Raw genomic sequence first — 20,770 nt, forward strand, 5'->3', positions numbered from 1 at the left:
ATGTTAAATAAATAAAGGATCAGCGGCAAAGGTAAAAAGCCATGAATGAATAAGTACATTTGAACTGATAAACAAAAATATAAAATTCATGGCGCTGGCTAAAATACTTTGGGTTGACGATGAAATGGAGAGCCTGCAATCGCAGAAGCTTTTTCTGGAGAATAAAGGATATGAGGTAAAAACACTTACCAACGGGTTTGATGCACTGGATTTTGTGAAAGATAATATTGTAGACGTAGTGTTGCTTGATGAAACCATGCCAGGGATAACCGGGCTGGAAACCTTATCAAAAATAAAAGAGATAAACCAGCAGTTGCCGGTAGTGCTTATCACTAAAAATGAAACTGAAAACCTGATGGATGATGCCATCGGCTCGCAGATCAGCGATTATCTTATAAAGCCTGTTAATCCTAACCAGGTATTGCTGAGTCTTAAAAAGATCATTGATAACCGCAGGCTGGTTGCAGAAAAAACTACCAGCGCCTACCAGCAGGAGTTCCGCAATCTTTTTATGGCGCTGAACAGCAATCTCAATTATAATGAGTGGATGGATCTGTATAAAAAAATTGTATACTGGGAACTGGAAATGGAGAAAAGCGATAGTCCTGAAATGCGGGAGGTTTTTCAAACGCAGAAAAACGAAGCTAACACAGAGTTTTTTAAATTCATCAGCCGCAATTATGCCTCATGGGTTAACCCCAAAAGTATGGATGCACCTATCATGAGCCATACACTTTTCAGGTATAAAGTGTTGCCGCATGTAGAAAAAGGCAAGCCGCTTTTTGTAACGCTGATTGATAACCTTCGGTTTGATCAATGGAAAAGCATTCAGCCGATTTTTGCTGAGAGTTTTCGTATACAGGAAGAAGAAACTTTTTATTCTATTTTACCTACAGCAACACAGTATTGCCGCAATGCACTTTTTGCAGGTATGATGCCGCTGGAAATTGAAAAGCATTTTCCGGCGCAGTGGAAAAATGATGATGAAGAGGGCGGAAAGAACCTGCATGAAGAAGAATTTTTGAAAGCGCAGCTGAAAAGACTATATAAAGGAGATATCAGGTATTCATATACTAAAGTGGTCAATCACCAGGATGGGCAAAGGCTGGTGGATAATATTCATAACCTGCTGCAGAACGATATCAATATTATCGTGTATAATTTTGTTGATATGCTGAGCCATGCCCGCACGGAGATGGAAGTATTGAAGGAACTGGCAAGCGATGAATCAAGCTACAGGAGCATTACCGCAAGTTGGTTTGAGCATTCTCCTTTGCACCAGGCGTTGAAAAAAATAGCGGACAAAAACCTCACGGTTATACTGGCTACCGATCATGGCAGTGTAAGGGTGAAAACGCCATATAAAGTAATAGGTGATAAGCAAACCACTACCAACCTGCGCTATAAGCATGGCAGAAATCTGAATTATGAGCCAAAGGATGTGTTAGCCTTCCGCGATCCCAAGGAAGCGGGATTACCTGTGCCGAATGTAAATTCTTCTTTCATATTTGCTAAAGAAGACGGGTATCTCTGCTATCCCAATAATTACAGTTATTATTCTAACTATTATAAAAATACTTTTCAGCACGGCGGTGTTAGTATTGAGGAGATGATAGTACCGGTGGTGAGAATGACGAATAAGTAGGAAAATGCGAATGCGCAATAGGGTAATTGCGCAATATGAAAATATATTACAGCGATATTTATGACATAGACCGCGAATAAATTTCTGAATAAGATTTTATTCAGGGTTAATTAGAAAGATGCATACAGCTAATATCAATTTCCAGGTGTTTACCACTAAAAGGCAAACCTTATGACCTTAATAACAGGTATAACCCGCAGAAACAACCTTATTACCTTCTCATGCGTAAATAATGTAATAAGGTTGAGGTTAACAATCCGGATTTATTACTAAGGTTATAAGGTTGGGATAACTCTTTTAATACCCCGTGATAAATAGTGAGCGATTTGCATATTGGCAGAAATAATTATAAGCGCTTTATAACCAATAGATGCTGATCATTTTTTAACTTTATTACCAAATAAGTATTAAAAGATAAACATAGTTCGTAATTAATATTTGCCCGGATATGATTACAACTTTAAAAAGAACGTTTTACCCAAAACCCGGATGCTTACTGATCCTGTTTCTTTTTTTCAGTGCTGTTGCAGGCGCTCAGAATCTCGACACCCTGTATGTGCAGTTTGATTTTGATAAGTCTGTCTTAACCGAAAGGGGAAAACAATCTATTGATAGTTTTTTTTCTGCAATAATGCAGGCCGGCTTTATTAAGAATATTCATCTTACAGGACATACAGACAGCGTGGGTAATTTGGGTTACAACGATACGCTTTCTGTAATGCGGGTTTTTGCTATAAAAGATTATCTGTACACGAAAGGTGCAACCGATAAATTAATAACCCAGCAAATCGGCTGGGGAAAAAGAAAACCTTTATTTGATAACAGTACCGAAGAAAACCGCTGGCTTAACCGACGGGTTGAAATTGTAATAACCAGCATTCCTAAAGTAAGGCCAACGCCTGTGGTAACTACCGCGCCGCCTGCAAAACAAGCCGACACAAAAAAAACGCCAAAAACGATTGCTCCAAAACCACCCCCCAAGCCAAAAGAATTTGCGACTATATACGATTTTGTGAAAGACACTGACACAAAAACAGGCGATAATATTGTACTTAAAAATCTAAACTTTATAGGCGGCCGCCATTTTCCTATAAACGCTTCTTTTAAAGCTTTGGAAGAATTATTGCAGGTAATGCGTGATGTGCCCACCCTGAATATAGAAATACAGGGGCATATCTGCTGCGAAGTAAATGGAGGGGATGGTATTGATGCAGATACCGGCACCCGCGACCTCTCTGTGCAAAGGGCCAAGTTTGTATATGAATATTTAAAAGGTAATGGAGTAAATGCCGAAAGAATGCATTACACCGGTTTTGGATCAAGCAAAAAATTATTTGTAGAAGAACTCAATGAAGCGCAGCAACTGGCAAACAGGAGAGTGGAGATAAAGATATTGAGTAAATAAGAATGCATTTCACAACATAGTAGTATAGAAGCATGGGTTCACAATAGAGAATTAATATAATGCTATGCTTGCCTATAATTCTACTGTGCCTATGTGGTAAAAATTCAACTATCCACAACTGTGGAAAAAGATAAAATGTTTAGCATCAGTTATCCAGTAATTTTACAACTGAATTATTTTCAATGAAATTCACACAGCCAGTATTAAATAAAATTGAAGCGATTCTTGAAGAGGCAGGATATGTTGTTCGATACGAGCGGGGCACTTTTCAAAGCGGCTATTGTATTCTGCAGCAAAAAAAGGTTGTTGTATTGAATAAATTTTTAAACCTTGAAGGCCGCATCAATACCCTGGCAGACCTGATGCCCCAGTTGGAAATTTCATTTGACGCACTCACCCATGAGTCACAAAAGTTATACGAAGAAATCATGTCGAAACCTGCACATGAATAATATTTGCAATCCGTACATTATATTTTAACGCTTTCTATTTTACGATTGCTCGTTTTATATTTTCTTTTAGCTTTGGCGCGTGAGTTATCCTGATATAAAAATTACTTTTCTCGGTACCGGCACAAGCAGCGGCGTTCCAATGATCGGGTGCGATTGTGCTGTTTGCACATCTGCTGATAAAAAAGACAAACGGCTTCGTTCAAGCATACTTGTTCAATCAGCTACTACTACCATTGCTGTAGATGCCGGTCCTGATTTCAGGTACCAGATGCTGCGCACCAATACAAAAAAGCTGGATGGTATTGTTTTTACCCATCCGCATAAAGATCATGTGGCCGGGCTTGATGATGTACGGGGTTTTAACTACTTCATGCAAAAACCCATGCAGATATATGCCAACGACATGACGCTTGAAGTGATCATACGCGAATTCCCTTATGCTTTTACTGAGAAAAAATATCCCGGGGCTCCGGATATTAATATCAATACCATCGGTAATGAGCCCTTTCAGATTGGTGATATATCTGTAATACCCGTTCCGGTTTGGCATATGCACATGCCGGTACTGGGTTTTCGGTTTGGAAAATTTACCTATATAACAGATGCAAACCGGATTGATGAAGAGAGCAGGAAATTAATCAGGGGAAGCGAAGTGCTCGTATTAAACGCACTTCGGAAAGAAAAGCATATCTCACATTTCAGCCTTGATGAAGCAATAAATATCACACACGAAATGAACATTCCGCAGGCCTATCTCACACACCTCAGCCACCAGATGGGAAAGCATGAAGATGTCAGCAAAATGCTTCCGCCTGGTATTTCGCTGGCTTGTGATAAACTGGTACTTGAAATACAGGGTTAGGTTTTGCAGATATTCGCTGTTATCATTAACTTTCATACCTCATTATTGCAGTATGAAAGCTAACCAATGGAAGGAGTATTTTATCTTCACTAAAAAGGAACGTATTGGTATTATTACCATGCTGATCATTTTAACCGGCATTTGGTTTTTGCCCGCGGCATTCTCTCCCAACGATCAAACCGATATTCAAAACCTCGAAGCATTTAAAGCACGGATAGCAGCTTTACAAGTAAAAGATACTGTAGCCGAATTGAACGCCAATGATGCTTATGTTGAAAGAGGTAACACTATCGCAGTATCATTGTTTTATTTTGATCCTAATACACTTCCTGCTTCCGGGTGGAAAAAGCTTGGACTGCAAGAGAAAACGATCGCCACAATAACAAATTACCTGGATAAAGGTGGTAAGTTCAGAAAGCCCGAAGAGCTTTCAAAAATATATGGATTAAGAAAAACAGATTATGAGAGGCTGGCGCCCTATGTAAAGATTGAAGGTATTTATCACAGAGAAGGAAAACTACCTGTTGAAATGCCGGTGCAGCACGAACAGAAGCACATTAAAGCAATTGATATTAATAAGGCCGATACAATTATGTTTATTGCTTTGCCGGGTATTGGCAGTAAGCTTGCTAACCGTATTATAAACTTCAGGCAAAAACTTGGCGGTTTTTATTCAGTTGACCAGGTAGCGGAAGTGTATGGTTTGCCTGATTCCACTTTTCAGAAAATACGCACTAAGCTGGTATGCGATTCAAAAGATATACATAGGATAAATATCAATGCCGCTACTCTTGATGAATTGAAAGTGCATCCCTATATAAAATATCAGGTAGCTAATGCCGTTATCCAGTATCGCAACCAGCATGGAAACTATACATCGGTTGAAGCTATAAAACAGGTACAGGCGGTAACAGATGAGATATTTAAAAAGATAGAACCGTATATAACCGTTCACTAACGTTTGTTAGTATGATTAAAACAACTTATTTTACATTGTTCAAACAAGATTATGGATTTTGAAATAGATGAAATCACCAGGCAGATAGGAGAAACAACCCGCGATTTTGCTTTACAGCATATTAAGCCATATGTAATGCAATGGGATGAAACACAGGAGTTTCCGGTAGATGTTTTTAAGAAGATGGGGGCGCTGGGTTTAATGGGTGTATTAGTTCCTGAAAAATATGGTGGCGCCGGGTTAGGCTACCATGAATATTCAACGATAATACAGGAGGTGGCAAAGGTTTGTGGTTCGGTGGGGTTGAGCCTTGCTGCGCATAATTCGTTATGCACTGGTCATATACTGGCATTTGGTAATGAGGAACAGAAACAAAAATATCTCCCCAAACTTACTGCTGCAGAATATATAGGCGCCTGGGGGCTAACAGAACCCGGTACGGGCAGCGATGCCGGTAATATGAAAACAACCGCAGTAAAAGATGGCAATGACTGGGTGTTGAATGGAACAAAATGCTGGATCACCCATGGCATATCAGGCAATATAGCGGTAGTAATTGCAAGAACAGGAGAACCCAGGGCAAAGAACAATGCCACAGCTTTTATAGTAGAAAGAGGAACGCCGGGATTCAGCGGTGGCAAAAAAGAAAACAAGCTCGGTATGCGAGCCAGCGAAACCGCTGAAATGATATTTGATAATTGCCGGATTCCGGACGCAAACAGGATGGGTAATGTGGGTGAAGGTTTTAAGCAATCACTGAAAGTATTGGATGGCGGAAGAATATCTATAGCGGCACTTGCATTAGGCATTGCCAAAGGCGCTTATGAAGCCGCATTAAAGTATTCAAAAGAACGTGAACAGTTTGATCAGCCTATTGCAAACTTTCAGGCCATATCATTTAAATTAGCAGATATGGCAACAGAAATTATGGCCGCAGAATTATTGATTTCACAGGCGGCAGATAAAAAAAATAAAGGATTGCCCATGACGAAAGAAGCCGCGATGGCAAAATATTATGCGAGTGAAGTAGCAGTGAAGGTATCAAACGACGCGGTTCAGATTTTTGGCGGCTATGGATACACAAAAGACTTTCCTGTAGAAAAGTTTTACAGGGATAGTAAGTTGTGTACCATTGGCGAGGGCACGAGTGAAATACAAAAGATAGTTATAGCGAGAGAAGTGCTGAATGCATAAAAATATTGCTTGCAAAACATGAGAGAACAAGAAAGGCAGTCTGAAAAGGCTGCCTTTAATTTTTACACCTGTTACTTAAAAACTATGCAAGAAAATCATCCTCATCTTTTTTATAAGAATACTTGGTAAATACTTTTTCAATAGCGCCGGAAAGCAATGGAAATTTTTCCTTTGCAAAATCTTTCATCATGGTTACTGCTTTTATAGCTTGCTCTTCGGTAAGCCCAACTTCAGAAGTTAAACGATCAATCAATTCTTTCATACTGCGTAGGTTATTTAAAATGAAGGTATAATAAATAAATATCCTTTCGCGCCAATCATGCCTTTGTTTTTGCCGGCAGGAAATGATTATATTTATTATCAATTGTAAAAATTAAGACCCTCTTTGTAAACATGAAAAAGCGAAACCTTCTGCTTGCTTTGGTTTTATTGTTTTCCCTGACCCAAAGTTCAGCTCAAAAAATTACCGGTTGCGGATTTAAAGTTCCTCCCCGTTCTTTGATCACCTCAAAATTTCAATCGGTATATGAAGCAAGAGATATTTTAAAAAATATGCTCGATACCATACAATGGAAAGAGAATTTTAATATCCGCGAACAGAATGGTATACGCAATGCTTACGCTACTATCATTAATAATGCACGCTGGATAGTATATGACAATGATTTCCTGGAAGACCTTGACGCATATACATCTACCAAATGGGCTTCTGTAAGTGTGCTGGCGCACGAAATGGGTCATCATTATTACAATCATGTTGTAAGCAGTAGTGGGAGTACTCCGCCTAAAGAAATTGAAGCGGATGCTTTTTCCGGTTATGTAATGGCAAAACTCGGCGCAACGCTTGAGCAGTCTATTGCTGCCATGAAAGCCATTGCAACAGACCAGGGCAGCTCTTCTCATCCGGGCAAAACAGACAGGGTGAACGCAATAACAAAAGGGTGGAATGCAGCTAAAGCAACGGTTACTAACACACCCGATAAATTTCCTGGAAATACAAACCCCTCCCCTGCACCGGCGCCAACACCACAGCCTAATTATCCGGCGCCTGTGCCGCCTACAAATTCAGGCAACACAAGCACTCCTCAAAATGACCCAAGCTGGATTGCGCTTACTATTCAAAGCAATAAAACAGAAACCATATTACTGAGTGATGATGGCAGAAATTTTCAACAGGTGCAGATACCTGCCGGGCAGGCATTCGTATTCAAGTTCGATATATACAACTACGGCTGGCTACGGCTTAAATACTTTAACGGATACAGAACGTTTAAACTCAAACACGGTAAAGATTATTCTGTTTTGTGGAACAGGAGAAGCAATAACTGGACGGTGGTGGAAGTGCCTGAATAAGCCTTGTTACAAACCTGCCTTATGCACATTGAAAAATTTTGGTACATCCTCATTTTTGCATTTTTTGCCGGGTGTAGCAACGGAACAGGAGACAGCGTTCATCAAAAGGACGACAGCCTTGCAAATGTTGACATTGACAGCATGGAAGCAGATACCGTAACACTTCTTAAACAAGGTGCTAACGATGATGATATTCCGGCGAATGATTTTTTGAGAGATACATTAAAACCCGTAAGGGAAAATCTCAAACGCATAAGCACCATTGCAAGCTGGAGTACTATTGATACAAAAGACATAGATGCCGGCGAAGGCGGTGAGGCAAAATTTTATTACAAAGACGGGAAGCTGGAAAAAATTGTTGTGCGCCAATTAGGCGAAACTTTTCAGCAGTTAGCGGAATATTATCTCCAGGATAATAAACTATCCTTTGTATTTGAAAAGACATTCCGGTATAACAGGCCAATATTTTACGACTCAACTGTTATGAAGGAAAACAATGATACGGAAGCGTTTGATTTTAAAAAATCAACCATAACAGAAGACAGGAGTTATTTTATCAATAATAAACTAATTCACCAGGTAAATAATGAAGATTGCGGTGCCCCTTTTGCGGGGGATCACCTGCAGGATGAACAAAAGCGGATTGAAACTGAATTTGAGAAGCTGAAGAGGCTGTCAAAAGAAAAATAAACAACCTGTCTGCCTGTTTGCAATAAATTTTACCTGTTTTCCTACCTTTAGTTCTATCAATTGCATTTTGTGTATGCATAACTTCAGCATCGCTGCCACAAGTTTTAAATTTTATAAAGCTCAATTCATAAGTTCCTCGAAAATGAAAAAGTATATCGTTTGTTTTGCAGTATTATTTTCCTGTGCCCATTTGTATGCCCAGCAGCATGATCTTAAAGAGCAGCCTGAATCTCAAACCAGGGGTAAGGTTGACCGTGAATATACGTTTGAAGCAAAAATGACCGGCTATATGTCAAATGATGGAACACGCAATCCCATAGTGAGAGCTAAAAAAGGAGAGCGGGTTCGTATCACTATTGTAAACGGGGAGTTAATGACCCATGATATTGCCATTGAGAAATTAAATATCAAAACCAAAACCATTATAGAAAAAGGAGCAAAAACAGCTATTGTTTTTACAGCAACTCAAAATGATACCTACTTCTGCTCTATCCCGGGACATAGGGTAGCCGGCATGGTTGGTAAAATTGTAATAACCAGTAATATTACCGTTGCAGCGGCAACACCCAAAGGCAGGCTTCCTGTAAAAGACGGCAAACCGCTTAACCTGAATTTTGAGAAAGGAACATTACAGGACTGGACAGCAGAAGGAGATGCGTTTACAAATGGCATTATTGCCGTAGACTCTTCGCAAATCCAGGCTAAATACCTGCCTGTAAATAAAGAAGGAAAGTATTTTGTAAGCAGTGGCGGTATGACGGGACATGCCAAAACCGGCACATTAACTTCTGTAGCTTTTAAAGTAACACAACCTTACGCGGCATTTAAAGTTTCAGGCGGCGCTTTGCAGGATACAAGAGTGGAGCTGGTACGCAAAAATGACGACAGTGTTTTCTTCCAGATACCTGGCACCGGAAGGGCAACCCTTCGCCCGGTTGTGGTTGATCTGCGTAAGCTATTGAATAAAGAAATATATATACGGCTTGTTGATAACGAAACCGGCATTTCTCCTATACCTTATATTGGAAAAGATATATGGTCGCATATCAACTTTGATGATTTTGAATTTTATACAACAAGGCCAAAATTTGATAATGAGCTCAAACCGAGTGATATCGTTGTACTACCACCGCTTGATCCAATCAAATATGCCGGATTGTCGGGCGAAAAAGCTGCAGAGGCAATAGAGCTTCCTGAAGGATTTTCTGTAACACTCGCCGCCTCAGAACCACAGGTAATAAAGCCCATTGCTTTTACCATTGACTGGAAGGGCCGCTTATGGGTGGTGGAATCTCGCACCTATCCTGTTCGTGCACCACAGGGGCAGGGAAAAGATATTATTTCGATTTTTGAAGATACCGATGGTGACGGTAAGCTGGACAGCAAGAAGATATTTTTAGATACGATGAACCTGGTGAGCGGTATTGAAGTGGGCATGGGCGGTGTGTGGGTTGGTGCCGCGCCAAATTTATTATTCATTCCTTTTGATATTGATACCGATAGACCAACTGGTCCTACTGAAATTGTGCTTGATGGCTGGGGATACGAAGACACCCATGAAACACTTAATAGTTTGCAATGGGGCCCTGATGGCTGGCTGTACGGAACGCATGGTGTGTTTACACATTCAAATGTGGGTAAGCCCGGCACGCCTGCAAATGAACGCGTAAAAGTCGATGCGTGTGTCTGGCGTTTACATCCCATCACTAAAAAATTTGAAGTATTTGCCGAAGGCACCAGCAACCCCTGGGGCGTTGACTTTAATGATTATGGACACGCATTTATTACAGCCTGCGTGGTGCCGCATTTATACCACATGATACAGGGAGGAAGATATATACGCCAGGGAGGGAAACATCCTGAATATACCTATGGTGATCTGCAAAACACCGCCGATCACGTGCACTGGGTTGGCGACAAGGGGCCACATGCGGGCAATGGCAGATCAGCAAGTAAAGGTGGCGGGCACGCGCATGCCGGTGCTATGTTTTATTTGGGTGGAGATAATTGGCCTGCTCAATACCGTAACGATATTTTCATGAACAGCATACACGGCAGCAGGGTAGATATTGATGAGATCGTAAGAAAAGGTTCCGGGTATGTTGGGCATCACGGCAAAGACTTTTTATTGACAAATGATGCCTGGTCGCAATGGTTGAATTTCAGGTACGATGCATCAGGCTCAATATATGCTATTGACTGGTATGACAAAAATCAATGTCACAGCCCTAATCCTGATGTGCATGATAAAAGCCTGGGCCGCATTTTTAAAATCAGTAACGCTAAAGACAAATTTGTAAAAGTTGATTTATCAAAAGCAACAGACCTGGAGCTTGTAGAAAATCAGCTCAACAGGAATGACTGGTATGTTCGTCAGTCAAGGCTGCTGTTAGAGCAGCGCGGTCCAAGCGAACAGGTGCATATAGCGCTGAAAAAAATATTGAGTGAGTATCCTGATGTAACGAGAAAGCTTCGCGCCTTATGGGCATTGTATGTAACCAAAGGTTTGAAAGAAGAAGATTTAATACAATTGCTTAATCATGAAAGCGAATACCTGAGAAGCTGGGCAATACAATTATTGGTTGAAGACAGTGACCCATCAGATGCAGCTTTGGCAAGATTTGCAACAATGGCAAAATTTGATACTTCAGCAATGGTAAGATTATATCTTGCTTCAGCAATGCAGCGCACGCCGCCTGAAAAGCGCTGGTCTGTTGTAGCATCGCTTTACCAGCATAGCGAAGATAAGGATGACAGTAACCTTCCGTTGATGATATGGTATGCATTTGAACCCCTAGTTCCAACAAATGCTGCCAAAGCGCTGGAGATAGCTAAACAAACTGCCCTGCCAAATACACTTAAGTTTACCGCTATGAGAATTAAAGCTATGAATACGGACGAATCAAAAGCCATTATTCAGCAGCTAATAACTGAATTGAGCAAGGACAAAGGCAAAGAAACCAATCACGATATTTTGATGGCAATAAGCGATACGCCTATGAAGCATTAAGAATAAAATAATCATTAACACACCAGGCAATAATTTCCTGGTTCAGTTTAACTGAAATAAAAAGCCATGCTGGGCAAGCATGGCTTAATTATGTTGAAATCGTATCAGGAGTATAATGTCTTTGGTTTAATAAGATACTGACGATTTCCGGTTCACAGGTTAGTGGTTATAAGGTTTGAGGTTGTGCTTTTCCCTGGTATTGGTTTAACGTGTTTTCAAGGTTTTTGCTGGTTGTTTCAGGATTGGATTAAGATTGGTGATCTGAAGGATTGGGAATCTTGCTTTTCGCCGGATCTGGATTTTCAGTTTTTCTTAGGTGTTGCAAGGTTTTCGGTAGATATGGATTGCTATGGCTGTTTTTCCCGGTTTTTTGTTTTTCAGTGGATTTGGATATTGTCATCGTCATTGACAACACAAAGATGCTAAACAGCCAGGGGTTCTGAAACTTAATTCGATAAAGAAAGAAAAGGCTTCGATTTCCGGAAGAATAATATCGATAAGCAGTGTTTCATATCTATGGTTTTCTCCTGCGCTATCCAGGTAAAATCAATTTTATGATAGCGCTATAACTTCTTCTTTGCGAGAAATTTAGCATTTCCTATTTTCGTTGATTTTTGATAATGATTACCGCAAATATTGCCGAACGTTTACAGCAGAATCCGCTTTTTGTTTTTGCGCTTCCTTCAGAAGCTGCACATGAGTTTGATGATCACAACGTATTAATATGTGGCATTGGAAAAGTGAATGCTGCATATCAGCTTTCTAAAAGTATCTTTCAACACAAACCTTCATTAATAATTAATCTTGGTTCTGCAGGAAGTAAAAAGTTTAACAAAGGAAGCGTAGTGTGCTGCACCGGCTTTATTCAACGAGATATGGATGTGAGGGGACTTGGATTTCAACTTTATGAAACCCCTCTTTCCGGGCAACTGCCTTTGCTGGAATATGGCCTGGCGCTGGAGGGTTTAAGCCAGGCTGTTTGCGGAACGGGAGACAGTTTTGAAATGGCACACGCAAACGATGATTATGATGTGGTAGATATGGAGGCATATCCGTTGGCATATATAGCAATGAAAGAAGAAATACCATTTCTGTGCCTTAAATATATTTCAGATGGTGCTGATGGAATGGCTGCCGGCGACTGGATGGTGGAAGTGCACAATGCCGCATCTGCATTTAAAAAAATTTTATCGCTATAAGGTTGCAGCAACTGATTTTAATAATGTTAAAGATACATTACAACGCATCACCTTAAAACCCGATAATGTAAGTTGCATTGCAAATGTGTGGTTGTAATTTTGCATAGACATTATAATACACAATCTGATTTTTCATCATTAAAACAATAATATGGCAAAAAAAATTTTAATGCTGGCTGGCGATTTTGTGGAAGACTATGAAGTTATGGTCCCGTTTCAGGCTTTACAGGCTGTGGGCTTTGAGGTACATGCGGTATGCCCTGATAAGAAATCAGGTGAAAATGTGGCTACTGCAATTCATGATTTTATTGGTTTTCAAACCTATGCCGAATTAAGGGGACATAACTTTACCCTGAATGCAAGTTTCGACAAGATTAATCCTGAAGATTATGATGGTTTATACATTTGCGGAGGCAGGGCGCCGGAGTACATCCGTCTTAATGCTAAAGTAATATCATATACACAGCACTTTTTTGAAAAAAATAAACCCGTTGCAGCTATTTGTCATGGTATTCAAATTTTAACGGCAGCGGATGTGGTAAAAGGCAGAACATTAACTGCATACCCGGCAGTAGGTCCTGATATTGTTCGTGCCGGCGGCACATGGAAAGATATTCCTGTTACAGATGCGATTACCGAAGGAAACCTTACCACTTCACCGGCATGGCCGGGGCACCCTGCTATTTTAAAGGAGTTCTTTAAATTACTGGGAGTAAGCATTGCCGGTATTTAAAAAGTTGGTGTTATAATTGAAAAGCGTTGCCGGATTTCCGGCAACGCTTTTTTATAAAACCACTATTATATATACAATAGCCCTTTCCGTTGTTGATTAATCTCAATTAATTAAAACTGCCCTGCTAAACACTTAATTATTGCTAAGTGTTTATACTATTTTCATAAAGTTTGGCGTTTATTTAGTCGTAAGAGTATACACCTATCATTTTGCTACTTACTATCATGCGCCAGACCTGGCTTAGGCCAGGTCTGTTTTAAAAACCTTATACCCTTTTTTATGCGTATTTCTTTTAACGGTGTATCTGCCAGTTTCCTGACCGTCATCTTTTGCCTGATTTTTTCAACAGGTTGGTCTCAAACCGTAGGTAACTGGAACTTTAATAATACACTCAGCGGTACTGCTGCCGCAAATACTACCGTTAGTGCAGCTTCGCTCAGCTCTTCTGTTCCTTCAGGAGCGTATAATGGCGGCACTGTTTATTATGGCGAAAATGGATGGCCAACAGGTGCAATAAATACAAGCATGTATCTGCAATTTACCATTACCCCTAATGCAGGATATACTTTAAACCTTACATCCGTGGAACTGAATATACGCAGGAGCACAACCGGTTCTCCTTCAGGAGCGGGCCCGCGTCAGTGGTCATTACGTTCAAGTGTGGATGGTTATGCTGCAAATTTGGGCAGCGGCTCTATTGCACTTAATTCTACTCCAACTATAAGTGTAAGCCTGGGGTTAGCATTTCAAAATCTTACGACCCCTGTAACCTTCCGCTTATATGGATATGATGTTTTTAACAACCCGGGAGGATTAAACCGTTTTGTTTATGATAACATCGCAATAAAAGGATTGATGTTGTTACCTATCCATTTTACTGCTTTAACAGGAAAATCAAATGCAGAGAATAATACTTCATTATATTGGTCGGTTGACCAATACAGCACTATAAATTATTTTGAAGTTGAACGTTCTGATAATGGTACAGGCTTTTTTACAGTAGATAAAGTTTACAGGCATGAAGCTGCTGATTATACATTCACCGATACAAGAACCACAACAGGATCTTTTGTATGGTATCGTATAAAGTCTACAGAATTGAATGGTACCATCACTTATTCTGATATACTTAAATTACAGGTACAGTATAACGGAGGATTTACTATAAATAACATAACCACAACAGGTGGGCAGGTCATTGCCCGGGTAAATACAACTTCAAATGGTAATGCAAAGATTATGTTGCTTACCATGGATGGTAAAATAATTACTCAGCAAAACAGTAACCTGGTAAAAGGTGTGCAAACCATTCAGGTTAACCGTAACAATACGCCAGGCATACAAATTTTAACGATAGTACAGAATGGTGAAATAATCAGCCGCCAATTTGCAAACTAACCCGGAGACAGGTAATCAGCCTATTAAAGGAACTTGTCTCCTTTGCTTCTTTTTATTTCGGCAACATATTCTTTTATTTCCTGCTCTTTAGTACGGCTGCAGATCAACAGTACATCACCTGTATCAATTATAATATGATTATCTATTCCCTGTAGTACAATCAATTTCTCCTGTTCTACATGGATCATATTGTTTGAAGAATCTATAAGCATTGTGTTTTTACCTGAAACTGCATTGCCTGCATTATCCTTGTCTATATTTTCATAGGCGGAATTCCATGTTCCCAGGTCGCTCCATCCAAAGCTTGAAGGAATGATGTAAACATTATCTGCCTTTTCCATAATACCATAGTCAATGGAAATACTGGAGCAAAGCGGATATATCTTCTCTATAGCCTGCTTTTCATTTGCTGTGTTCAGTTTGCTTTCTTCTGCAACAAAAAGCTCATTCATTTCAGGAAGATATTTTTCAAAGGCCTGCAAAATATTTTTCACTTTCCAAACAAATATGCCGGCATTCCATAAAAAATCTCCGCTTGCGAGGAATGTTTTAGCTATTTCAAGGTTGGGTTTTTCGGTAAACGTTTTAACCTGGTATACATTATCACTTACCTCATATTGCTCATGCTGAATATAACCATAACCTGTATTGGGATGTGTAGGCTTAATACCAAGCGTAACCAATGCGTTATTTACACGAACAAAATTCAACGCTTCAATACATACTTTTTTAAAGGCAATTTGCTCCAGCACCAGATGGTCAGCAGGTGCGCAAATCAGGCAACCTTCAGGATTTATTTTATTGAGCTTATGCGCAATATATGCTATACAGGGTGCAGTATTTTTGCGTGAAGGCTCTCCTATAATGTTATTTTCAGGTACCCCAGGCAGCTGTTTTTTTACAATTGGTATATATTCTTCTGAGGTAACTATATATATATTCTCTGCAGGAATAAAATCCGCAAAACGATCAAAGGTTTGTTGTATAAGCGTTTTGCCCGTTCCCAGTATATCTAAAAACTGTTTGGGATAAGATGTTCTGCTCATCGGCCAAAACCTGCTCCCAATCCCTCCGGCCATAATTGCCACGTAATGATTCTTATTCATAATCTGCTAACGATAATTTCTGATTTATATGATGCCCTCTCTTACAAGATCATGCAAATGTAAGACACCAATGTATACTTTATTTCTTGTAACCAATAACTGACTTACATCATTTTTCCGCATTAAATCCAGCGCTGATACCGCCAGTTGATCTTCCTCTATGCATTTAGGGTTTCCGCTCATAATATCTGCTGCTTTTACAGCGGCAAGATTTTCCCCTTTTTGCAGCATCCGTCGCAAATCTCCATCTGTAATTATTCCGCAGATAGCATTATCCTTTATTACAGCAGTTGCGCCCATGCGGAATTTGGTAATGGTTATAATAATGTCTTTCAGATCGGCGTCCATTTCTACCCGGGGTAAAACATTACGCGCAAGCAAATCGCTTACTTTAAGATAAAGCCTTTTGCCTAATGTGCCGCCGGGATGGAATTTTGCAAAGTCGTCACTCGTAAATCCATTATTTTCAATCAGGCATACTGCTAGAGCATCACCCATAGCCAGTTGGGCAGTAGTGCTGGTAGTTGGTGCAAGATTATTAGGACAGGCTTCCTGTGCTACACTTGTATTTAATATATGATCCGAATGTGTTGCAAGAAAAGATTGCAGATTGCCTGTCATTGCAATTACCGTGTTGCCAAAATTGCGGATTAACGGGAGTAATAATTTTATTTCCGGGCTTTCACCGCTTTTGCTGATCATCAATACAATATCGCCCGGCTGTACAATACCAAGGTCACCATGGATAGCTTCTGCAGCATGTAAAAAAGCGGATGGCGTGCCGGTTGAATTTAAAGTAGCCACTATTTTTTGCGCAATCAATGCGCTTTTACCGATGCCGCTTATAACTATTTTGCCCTTGCATGCAGCCATCAGTCTTACAATTTCCTCAAATTGATCATCAATATATTGAGTAAGATGCTCAACCGACTTCGCTTCAAGTAGAATAGTGCGCTTCGCTATTGTTTGAATATCAATCAGGCTCATGTAAAAAGTTCCGCAAACCTACTTGAAAAATAATGGTTCACAAAACATGAGGGTATATCCAGGATGCATTCCAAATTGCCGCATCGCTTTTCCTGCTGCGCGGAGAGGGAAGGGTGAGGGTAATTAAAATTGCAGCGACAATTTGGAATGCATCCTATATATCAGGAATGCTTATCAGATGATTTTTTTTTCATATCTTAATAGTGGAATGCTATATATCTGATTAACAGTTAATGTATTGCAATAAAGCCTTGTTAGCCTTCGCAAAAAGCATATATTATAGTAACTTCGCCTACTTTTTAAAAATGCATGAACAGTCGTGCAAAGTGCGGAAAATAGAAATGACATGTCAACAGGAACAAAAAAAACAACTCCAAAAACAAAAGCACCTGCCAAAACCAACGGAACTATAAAAGCAGATTCTGCTAAAAAAAGCAAAATTGATTTAGAAGCCGGACTACAGGAATATTTTGGGTTTAAATCTTTTAAGGGTAATCAAAAAGCCGTAATAGAAAGCCTGCTTGCAGGCAATGATACTTTTGTAATAAAACCAACAGGTGGTGGTAAAAGTTTATGTTACCAGTTGCCTGCATTGTTAAGCCCTGGTTGTGCAATAATTGTTTCTCCGCTTATTGCGCTTATGAAGAACCAGGTTGACCTGGTTCGCGGCTATAGCAGTAATGATGATGTGGCGCATTTTTTAAATTCTACGCTGAATAAAAAAGAAATAAAAGAGGTGCAGGATGATTTGCTGAGTGGAAAAACAAAACTTTTATATGTTGCGCCTGAAACATTAACCAAACAGGAGAATCTGGATTTTTTCCGCAATCTTAATATTTCCTTTTTTGCTGTTGACGAAGCACATTGCATTTCAGAATGGGGGCATGATTTTCGTCCTGAGTACCGCCGCCTGCGTGAAATGATGACGGAAATAAACCCGGATATACCTGTAATTGCACTCACGGCAACGGCTACCCCAAAAGTACAAAGCGATATTATTAAAAATCTTGACCTGCGTAATCCAAAGGTTTTTATTTCTTCTTTTAACCGCAGCAACCTTTACTACGAGATACAGCCCAAGATTAAAAAAGAGCAAACCATAAAAAGCATTGTAAAGTTTATTGTGGGAATGAAGGGCAAGAGCGGGATCATTTACACCCTTAACCGCAAAACAACAGAAGAGTTGGCCGACATCCTGGTTGCAAATGGTATTAAGGCTGTTCCTTATCATGCTGGTTTTGATGGTAAGCTGAGAGCCGAGCGACAGGACTTATTTTTGAATGAAGATGTACAGGTAATTGTAGCCACCATCGCATTTGGTATGGGTATTGATAAGCCGGATATCCGGTTTGTGATACACTTTAATATTCCTAAGTCTATTGAAAATTATTACCAGGAAACCGGCCGTGCGGGCCGCGACGGACTGGAAGGGAAATGTATTCTATACTACTCACATAAAGATGTAGCCAAGCTGGAGCACCTGATGCGTGATAAGCCATTAAGCGAAAGAGAAGTTGGCGCGCAGCTGATCAGCGAAACGGTGGCTTTTGCAGAGGCAGGTGTTTGTCGCAGAAAAGTATTGATGAGTTATTTTGGTGAAGAGTATACAGAAGAAAATTGCGGACAATGTGATAATTGTCTTCACCCTAAAGAAAAAATAGAAGCAAAAGATGATGTAGTGAAAGTAATAAAAGTGGTGAAGAAATTAGATGAGCGTTTTGCAACAGATTATGTGGTGAACATAATTACAGGAAGATTAACGCCGCAGATCAATATGTATCGCCATGGCGGCCTGCCTGAATTTGCAACAGGCAATGACCAGCCTGATCATTACTGGAATTCATTAATTCGCCAGATGCTGCTGGAAGGATTATTGGAAAAAGACATAGAAGAATACGGGGTTTTAAAAATAAGTGTAAGGGGAGAAAAGTTCTTCAAAAAGCCGGTTTCTTTCAAGATAGTATTGAACAACCAGTTTGAAGACGCGAATGAAGACGATGAGGAAGGTGCATCTGAAGCGAATGCAGGCGGCGGCACCGACGATAAATTATTTGAAATGCTGAAAGAGCTCCGCCAGAAGGAAGCTAAGAAAAAAGGGTTGCCTCCTTTTGTAATTTTCCTGGAAACTTCTTTACAGGATATGGCCATAATGTATCCAACTACAATAACTGAACTGGAAAAATGCCAGGGTGTTAGTAAGGGTAAAGCGCTGCGCTATGGTAAGCCATTTGTTGAGCTGATAGCCAGTTATGTGGAAGAAAATAATATAGAACGCCCGGATGATTTTGTAATGAAAAGCGTGGTGAATAAGAGCGGGTTAAAAGTATATATCATTCAGCAAACAGATAAAAAAATCCCGCTGGAATCAATTGCAAAAAATAAAGATCTCCGCCTCGATGCCTTGCTGGAAGAAATGGAAACCATAGCTGCAAGTGGTACAAAGCTGAACCTGGATTATGCCATTGATGAAATGGTAGATGAATACGACCAGGATGATATTCTCGATTATTTTAAAAGCTGTGAAACATCTTCATTGCAGGTAGCACAGCAGGAACTCAGCGATGGCAATTATACCTGGGAGCAGTTGAAAATTATGCGCATCAAATTTTTGAATGAGTACGGGATGTAATCTGTAACTTGTACAGGTAATTCTACTTTCTAACCATTTAAATTTAATAACGATGGCTAAAGCAAGACGTACTACACATCGCAGCTCTGCAGGCAAAAAGTTATATGCTGTAAGAGACGCAAGTGGAAGATTTAAAGACATCCAAACCTTTGAAAGAGCCCATAGGGCAGATTTAAAGAAAAAAAGCGCCACAGAAAAGACTGCTGCCAAAAAAGCGGCAGCAAAGAAAAAAGCAGCGCCAAAGAAAAAGGCTGCTAAAAAAGCTGTACCAAAAAAGAAAGCAGTTAAGAAAGCAGCGCCAAAGAAAAAAGTAGCGAAGAAAATTGCAAAAAAAACAGCACTCAAAAAGAAGAAATAGTTCTTTAAAACTTTCTCAATAAAGTTAAAACCCCTATTTTTGCTGCCCGCTTGAAAAAGTGGGCAGGATGGTGCGGTAGCTCAGTCGGTAGAGCAAAGGACTGAAAATCCTTGTGTCGGCGGTTCGATCCCGCCCCACACCACCAACACAAAAGCCTCAAATGCAGTACAAGTACACATTTGAGGCTTTTTTTATGCTTTGATTTTTAATTTTGAGAGCCGGGGTAAGAAATGATTTTTTAAGTTAAGATTTAACTGTTACCTCCCTTATTTTATTGACTGAGATTATCTTTCCGTTAATCATCTATCCTCAAAAAAGTTCCGTTTTTGTCAAATACGAGCGACAATCCATTGGATAATTTTACTTCCTGCGTGGTTTTATCAAGTTCCCATTCCTTAATATGTAATATGGGGTAATTTGTTGTTACATACGCCTGGATAGAAGATGGTATTACGCTGGATGGCAACGCGTCATTACTTTCAATATCAAAAACTTCGCCATTACGGTTAAACTCAAGTTTGGTTCCGCTGCTGAGGTAAACTTTATACGTTGTTTTCAAATCATCTACTTCTTTAACGGCCTGAAGTATTTGCTGCCCTGCAAAATGAGTATGTATATAGCTGGTGCTTGTAGCAGGAAGATCATTAGATGATACTACTTTTTCTTTGTCGCATGAAGTCAGTACCAAAACAAAAGCCGTCATTAACAGGAAGATTCTTTTCATGATTATTCTTTTTGTTCAATAAATAGATTTGCTGAAGCTATGACAATCACAAATGATTATACCCTTA

General features: G+C 39.9%; 18 protein-coding genes and 1 tRNA gene. 15 read left to right on the plus strand and 4 right to left on the minus strand.

Features of this window, described 5'->3' with window-relative positions; translation table 11 throughout:
• The first annotated feature begins 88 nt into the window (after positions 1-88).
• From DC498_RS08705 to DC498_RS08730, 6 genes are all read left to right on the plus strand, one after another.
• Positions 89-1,645 carry a response regulator gene (locus tag DC498_RS08705; protein ID WP_116873763.1) on the plus strand — a complete coding sequence of 519 codons (1,557 nt, stop codon included), beginning with the start codon at positions 89-91 and terminating at the stop codon, positions 1,643-1,645.
• 448 nt (positions 1,646-2,093) lie between these two features.
• On the plus strand, positions 2,094-3,050 hold the full coding sequence (locus tag DC498_RS08710) for an OmpA family protein (RefSeq protein WP_116873764.1): 957 nt from the start codon (positions 2,094-2,096) through the stop codon (positions 3,048-3,050).
• Between the two features lie 182 nt (positions 3,051-3,232).
• Positions 3,233-3,502 (plus strand): hypothetical protein, encoded by a 270-nt coding sequence (locus DC498_RS08715; protein WP_116873765.1) that lies wholly within the window; start codon positions 3,233-3,235, stop codon positions 3,500-3,502.
• A gap of 79 nt (positions 3,503-3,581) precedes the next feature.
• Positions 3,582-4,364: an MBL fold metallo-hydrolase gene (locus DC498_RS08720; protein WP_116873766.1), complete on the plus strand. Its 783-nt coding sequence runs from the start codon at positions 3,582-3,584 to the stop codon at positions 4,362-4,364.
• A 52-nt stretch (positions 4,365-4,416) separates the two neighbouring features.
• Positions 4,417-5,322 carry a helix-hairpin-helix domain-containing protein gene (locus DC498_RS08725; protein WP_165813798.1) on the plus strand — a complete coding sequence of 302 codons (906 nt, stop codon included), beginning with the start codon at positions 4,417-4,419 and terminating at the stop codon, positions 5,320-5,322.
• Between the two features lie 51 nt (positions 5,323-5,373).
• A complete protein-coding gene (locus DC498_RS08730) occupies positions 5,374-6,516 on the plus strand; it encodes an acyl-CoA dehydrogenase family protein (protein WP_116873768.1) in 1,143 nt (380 codons plus the stop codon).
• An 82-nt stretch (positions 6,517-6,598) separates the two neighbouring features.
• Here DC498_RS08730 and DC498_RS08735 read toward each other — a convergent pair whose 3' ends face one another.
• Positions 6,599-6,778, minus strand: coding sequence for a hypothetical protein (locus DC498_RS08735; protein ID WP_116873880.1), 180 nt, complete (start codon positions 6,776-6,778; stop codon positions 6,599-6,601).
• 131 nt (positions 6,779-6,909) lie between these two features.
• Here DC498_RS08735 and DC498_RS08740 point away from each other — a divergent pair, with 131 nt between their 5' ends.
• The 6 genes from DC498_RS08740 (at position 6,910) to DC498_RS08765 (ending at position 14,899) form a co-directional block, all read left to right on the plus strand.
• Positions 6,910-7,869: a hypothetical protein gene (locus DC498_RS08740; RefSeq protein WP_116873769.1), complete on the plus strand. Its 960-nt coding sequence runs from the start codon at positions 6,910-6,912 to the stop codon at positions 7,867-7,869.
• A 21-nt stretch (positions 7,870-7,890) separates the two neighbouring features.
• On the plus strand, positions 7,891-8,559 hold the full coding sequence (locus DC498_RS08745; protein ID WP_116873770.1) for a hypothetical protein: 669 nt from the start codon (positions 7,891-7,893) through the stop codon (positions 8,557-8,559).
• A 142-nt stretch (positions 8,560-8,701) separates the two neighbouring features.
• Positions 8,702-11,569, plus strand: coding sequence for a PVC-type heme-binding CxxCH protein (locus DC498_RS08750; RefSeq protein ID WP_116873881.1), 2,868 nt, complete (start codon positions 8,702-8,704; stop codon positions 11,567-11,569).
• Positions 11,570-12,189: 620 nt separating this feature from the next.
• Positions 12,190-12,768, plus strand: a complete 579-nt coding sequence (locus DC498_RS08755; RefSeq protein WP_116873771.1) for a 5'-methylthioadenosine/S-adenosylhomocysteine nucleosidase family protein — start codon at positions 12,190-12,192, stop codon at positions 12,766-12,768.
• Positions 12,769-12,919: 151 nt separating this feature from the next.
• A complete protein-coding gene (locus DC498_RS08760; protein WP_116873772.1) occupies positions 12,920-13,501 on the plus strand; it encodes a DJ-1/PfpI family protein in 582 nt (193 codons plus the stop codon).
• A gap of 279 nt (positions 13,502-13,780) precedes the next feature.
• Positions 13,781-14,899: a hypothetical protein gene (locus tag DC498_RS08765; protein ID WP_116873773.1), complete on the plus strand. Its 1,119-nt coding sequence runs from the start codon at positions 13,781-13,783 to the stop codon at positions 14,897-14,899.
• Between the two features lie 23 nt (positions 14,900-14,922).
• Here DC498_RS08765 and DC498_RS08770 read toward each other — a convergent pair whose 3' ends face one another.
• Complete coding sequence (locus DC498_RS08770; RefSeq protein WP_116873774.1) at positions 14,923-16,005, minus strand: mannose-1-phosphate guanylyltransferase; 1,083 nt, start codon at positions 16,003-16,005, stop codon at positions 14,923-14,925.
• A gap of 24 nt (positions 16,006-16,029) precedes the next feature.
• The gene (locus tag DC498_RS08775; RefSeq protein ID WP_116873775.1) at positions 16,030-16,992 is read right to left on the minus strand and encodes a KpsF/GutQ family sugar-phosphate isomerase; all 963 of its coding nucleotides are present in this window, start codon (positions 16,990-16,992) and stop codon (positions 16,030-16,032) included.
• A gap of 346 nt (positions 16,993-17,338) precedes the next feature.
• Here DC498_RS08775 and recQ point away from each other — a divergent pair, with 346 nt between their 5' ends.
• The 3 genes from recQ (at position 17,339) to DC498_RS08790 (ending at position 20,124) form a co-directional block, all read left to right on the plus strand.
• Complete coding sequence (gene recQ / locus DC498_RS08780) at positions 17,339-19,621, plus strand: DNA helicase RecQ (protein WP_116873776.1); 2,283 nt, start codon at positions 17,339-17,341, stop codon at positions 19,619-19,621.
• Positions 19,622-19,673: 52 nt separating this feature from the next.
• Positions 19,674-19,979, plus strand: a complete 306-nt coding sequence (locus DC498_RS08785) for a hypothetical protein (protein ID WP_206197563.1) — start codon at positions 19,674-19,676, stop codon at positions 19,977-19,979.
• A 69-nt stretch (positions 19,980-20,048) separates the two neighbouring features.
• Positions 20,049-20,124: transfer RNA gene (locus DC498_RS08790), tRNA-Phe, on the plus strand.
• Positions 20,125-20,274: 150 nt separating this feature from the next.
• Here DC498_RS08790 and DC498_RS08795 read toward each other — a convergent pair.
• On the minus strand, positions 20,275-20,703 hold the full coding sequence (locus tag DC498_RS08795) for a PepSY-like domain-containing protein (protein WP_116873777.1): 429 nt from the start codon (positions 20,701-20,703) through the stop codon (positions 20,275-20,277).
• Positions 20,704-20,770 lie beyond the last annotated feature (67 nt).

This window comes from Terrimonas sp. (assembly GCF_003075435.1).
Classification (GTDB): Bacteria; Bacteroidota; Bacteroidia; order Chitinophagales; family Chitinophagaceae; genus Agriterribacter.